Below are 3,276 nucleotides of genomic sequence, written 5' to 3' on the forward strand. Positions count from 1 at the left end.
AAAGAACAAGTTCAAAGCCTCTCCAATTATAAAAGCTGCTCCTTTTCCCTCCCTTGTAGGGGAGGGTCAGGGAGGGGTGCAAAGGAGAGGTTTACCAGAGGGGTTTCATATTTGGTTAAACTATGAATGAACCGTTTGCAGTATAACTATACGTTGGGTTTCGTCCCTCAACCCAACCTACAATAAATATTGTTTTACATAAAGGGAACGGTAGAGCCTATAAAATTTCATAGCATTAAATTCAATACAATAACCATGAAAATGAGATTTCTCAATTATTCTCTTGCGCTAGTGGTTTTATGTAGCGGATATACAATTACTCCAACTATAGCCGCTAACCAACAGGTAAAAGTGGCGAAATCTGTCTGGAAGTTGTTTTCTCCTGCTGACGGTAGTTTTCGGATTTTAATGCCAGGGAATCCCAGGGAGACTAAACAAACAGTAAATACAAAATCGGGGAAAATTAAATTAAATCTGTTTAGTGTTGAACGCCAACAAGAGGAAGTTAATTATGCCGTTGGTTATGTTGATTATTCCTCTGAATATATTGAATTATTAAATCGCAAAAAGCTGGTTGAAAAGGCTTTAGATAACGGACGAAATAATGTGGTTAAAAAAGCCAAAGGAACTTTAATTAGTGAACAAAAAATTAGATTAGGTCCTTATTTTGGCAGGGAAATTAGCTATAGTAAACCGGGAGGAAACATTGTTAAACGGAGAATATATTTAGTTAAAACCCGGTTATATCAAGTAAGTGCGGAAACTACTAAAAAAAGACAGAAGTTTTTGACTAAGAGTATAGAAGGGTTTTTAAATTCCTTTAATGTATCTTCAAGATAAATACGATGTTGAGTGCATAATATTTTGGGCGCAGGTCTTGTTTGGGTGCAGGTCTTGTTTGGGCGCAGGTCTTGTTTGGGCGCAGGGACTGCGCCCCTACGAATTCGTTTTAAATATTAAGTAATTGGACAAAAATATTTACAGTCATTGCGAGCGAAGGGAAGCAATCACAACCCTGGCGATTGCTTCATTTCACTACGTTATATATGGCTAACGCCACGCTGCGCTAACACAATAACATTGTGTAATTAATTCTGTCTCACTACTTATTTACAGTCATTGCGAGCGAAGGGAAGCAATCACAACCCTGGCGATTGCTTCATTTCACTACGTTATATATGGCTAACGCCACGCTGCGCTAACGCAATGACATTGTGTAATTAACTCTGTCTCACTACTTAGGGATATTAGACGAATTATTTAGGAGATAAAACCACATCTGATGTAAACTACTAATACCAATTTTACGTGAATGTCCACAGAATCATAAAATACATTGACTCATCCGTCCTTATCTGCATTTATTGGCGTTCATCTGCGTTTAATTATTCTTAAAATCTTAAATTGACATATACAAATTTTATGTTACGTGATTTCCACAATCGAGCCGAATTAGTCGCATATCTCAAGGAACAGTTCCCCCAAGCCGCAGCACAAGATGATCACATTAGCGATATTCCCGGAGGAAGGAAAGCCGCACAACAAGCACTACAAAAAATTGACCCCATAGCTTACGCAAAAACCCGTAACTTCCTAACTGGTGACATTACCAAATTATCACCATACCTTCGGCATGGAGTCTTGAGTTTGCGCGAAGTTCGAGAATATATACTCAACCGAATTGACAATCCAGAGGATGCTAATAAACTAATTAATGAACTAGGCTGGCGTGATTATTGGCAAAGATTATATGTCAAACTAGGAAACGAGATTTGGCAAAATCAAGAAGAATTCAAAACCGGTTATCAATCAACAGACTACGCAGCCCAACTACCTGAAGATATCACAACCGGAACGACAGGACTAGTTTGCATTGACAGCTTTAGTCAGGAACTACGAGAAACAGGCTACCTACACAACCACATGAGAATGTGGTTAGCAGCTTATATTATCCATTGGCGGCATATTCAATGGCAAGCCGGCGCAAAATGGTTTCTCCAACATTTACTCGACGGTGATCCAGCAAGTAACAATATGTCATGGCAATGGGTAGCAAGTACATTTAGTCATAAACCCTATTTTTTCAACCGTGAGAATCTAGAACGTTACAGCAAAGGCGTTTATTGTCGTCAATGTCCCCATTTCGGTAAATGCGACTTTGAAGGCAGTTATGAACAAGTAGAACAGCGACTTTTTCCTCAAGCTAAATTCAGCAAACAGCCTAATAGTCAAAGTTGGCAAAAAGGCAATCATCGAAAATAAGCCCACCAATTTGTTAATAAATGTAAAGAATAAGTCCTATCTCAAAAATCAAATGATATCTTAAAAGCATAGGACACCAAGCAAATAAAAACCGACTAAAAGAAAGGGTTCTTTTTAGGAACTACGGTCAGAAACGGTAAGTTCTACCGGGATTGTCTGTGGAGCGGGCGAACCTCTTGGAAGTCATTCTAGGACCGCGATGAAGCAGGAAGTAAACGCTAAGACTATCGCTGTCCAGATGTGTCTAGACTTTGGTAATTTTGGGTAAGTTTTATAGAACGGTAAATGATCAGTGTGTCCCCCTATCATAAGCCCGACAATTACAGCGTTATTGATGACGAAGTGGCAACTAGCCAAACTCTAGATGAGGTGGCGAGGCCAAATCCCAGAGCGGAAAGACGTGGAGATGCTGTATTTGCGTTTTAGAAAGTCCACCCTTAGTAACTTGAATTCACTTACTCACTTTAATCATTTGAAACCTGCAAATTCATTAAGACCCGGTCAACCTTGATCGGGTTTTTAGATGTTTATATTTTGTTTTAATGAGAAAATTGCTGTGATATGAGCTAAATAGTCCTTTCCCAATTGATTTTTTACAGTATAATTTAAGGATTTTAAAGCGGCTCTAAGTAGTGAGGCAAAATTAATTACACAATGCCATTGCGTAAGCGTTGCGTGGCGTTAGCCATATGGAACGAAGTGAAATGAAGCAATCGCAAGGGTTGTGATTGCTTCCCTTCGCTCGCAATGACTGTATACTAAACACGGTTGAGACATGGACTTTTACAAAATTACGAAAAACCTAGATTTGTAGGGGTAAAGCAAGAGCTTCATTGGTGTCAACTTAAAGTAAAACCCATAGCCCGCCTGGGAATGAATTCCCAGTCTAAGGGACTTCCAAATAAAAAAATACTCAACCACCTAACGCAAAAATCTCTCAAACCCTTATTCCTCTGTGTCCTCTGCGCCTCTGTGGTTCGTTAATCAGGATAATTTATTTCTTGGAAGTCCCTA

The 3,276-nt window shown here is 39.2% G+C and carries 2 protein-coding genes; both read left to right on the plus strand.

The window, feature by feature from the left end; genetic code table 11:
• Positions 1-255 precede the first annotated feature (255 nt).
• Positions 256-840, plus strand: coding sequence for a hypothetical protein (locus IQ228_RS23610; protein ID WP_027404225.1), 585 nt, complete (start codon positions 256-258; stop codon positions 838-840).
• 582 nt (positions 841-1,422) lie between these two features.
• On the plus strand, positions 1,423-2,262 hold the full coding sequence (locus IQ228_RS23615) for an FAD-binding domain-containing protein (RefSeq protein ID WP_027404226.1): 840 nt from the start codon (positions 1,423-1,425) through the stop codon (positions 2,260-2,262).
• The last annotated feature ends 1,014 nt before the right edge of the window (positions 2,263-3,276 follow it).

Source organism: Dolichospermum sp. LEGE 00246, assembly GCF_015207865.1.
Taxonomy (GTDB): Bacteria; Cyanobacteriota; Cyanobacteriia; order Cyanobacteriales; family Nostocaceae; genus Dolichospermum; species Dolichospermum heterosporum.